We start from the raw sequence: 1,589 nt of genomic DNA on the forward strand, positions 1-1,589 counted from the left end.
GACGTAGGGCGAACGATAGGCAAATCCGTCGTTCATATAGCCTGAGATCTGATGGGTAGACGCAAGTCGAAATCGGTGATCCTATGCTGCCAAGAAAAGCATCGACGCGAGGTTCTAGCTGCCCGTACCCCAAACCGACTCAGGTGGTCAGGTAGAGAATACTAAGGAGATCGAGAGAATCGTGGTTAAGGAACTCGGCAAAATGCCCCCGTAACTTCGGGAGAAGGGGGGCCTGAGGCGTGAACGGACTTGCTCCGGGAGCGTTCGATGGCCGCAGAGACCAGTGGGAAGCGACTGTTTACTAAAAACACAGGTCCGTGCTAAGTCGCAAGACGATGTATACGGACTGACGCCTGCCCGGTGCTGGAAGGTTAAGAGGAACGGTTAGCCGCAAGGCGAAGCTGAGAATTTAAGCCCCAGTAAACGGCGGTGGTAACTATAACCATCCTAAGGTAGCGAAATTCCTTGTCGGGTAAGTTCCGACCTGCACGAATGGCGTAACGACTTCCCAGCTGTCTCAACCGCGAACTCGGCGAAATTGCATTACGAGTAAAGATGCTCGTTACGCGCAGCAGGACGGAAAGACCCCGTGACCTTTACTATAGTTTGGTATTGGTGTTCGGTGTGGCTTGTGTAGGATAGGTGGGAGACGTTGAAGCGGGCACGCTAGTGTTCGTGGAGTCATTGTTGAAATACCACTCTGGTCACTCTGGATATCTAACTTCGGACCCTAATCGGGTTCAGGGACAGTGCCTGATGGGTAGTTTAACTGGGGCGGTTGCCTCCCAAAGAGTAACGGAGGCGCCCAAAGGTTCCCTCAACCTGGTTGGCAATCAGGTGGCGAGTGTAAGTGCACAAGGGAGCTTGACTGTGAGACTGACAAGTCGAGCAGGGACGAAAGTCGGGACTAGTGATCCGGCAGTGGCTTGTGGAAGCGCTGTCGCTCAACGGATAAAAGGTACCTCGGGGATAACAGGCTGATCTTGCCCAAGAGTCCATATCGACGGCATGGTTTGGCACCTCGATGTCGGCTCGTCGCATCCTGGGGCTGGAGTAGGTCCCAAGGGTTGGGCTGTTCGCCCATTAAAGCGGTACGCGAGCTGGGTTTAGAACGTCGTGAGACAGTTCGGTCCCTATCCGCTGCGCGCGCAGGAAATTTGAGAAGATCTATCCCTAGTACGAGAGGACCGGGATGGACGAACCTCTGGTGTGTCAGTTGTTCCGCCAGGAGCACCGCTGATTAGCTACGTTCGGAACGGATAACCGCTGAAAGCATCTAAGCGGGAAGCCGGCTTCGAGATGAGATTTCCATCCCTTCGGGGGAGAGGCTCCCAGCCAGACGACTGGGTTGATAGGCCGGATGTGGAAGACAGGACTAAAGACTGTCGGAGCTGACCGGTACTAATAAGCCGATAACTTGATAATCACTACACTCATACCGTTGTAAAGGCTGGTAGGAGTGGCCAGAGATTGCTTGCGTCCACTTTGTGGTTCCCAGAAGACGGGCACCCCGCATCCTCCTTCGGGAGGAGCGGAACAATTGAATACACGCACGGCGTGTAACCCAGATTTGACCATGTGCCCTCGGG

General features: G+C 54.4%; 1 rRNA gene (cut by a window edge). It reads left to right on the plus strand.

The annotated features are described in order from the left end of the window. Positions 1–1,425, plus strand: a 23S ribosomal RNA gene (locus C5C50_RS16475) (it extends 1,028 nt beyond the left edge of the window). The last annotated feature ends 164 nt before the right edge of the window (positions 1,426–1,589 follow it).

This window comes from Rathayibacter sp. AY1D9, from assembly GCF_002932395.1.
Classification (GTDB): Bacteria; Actinomycetota; Actinomycetes; order Actinomycetales; family Microbacteriaceae; genus Rathayibacter.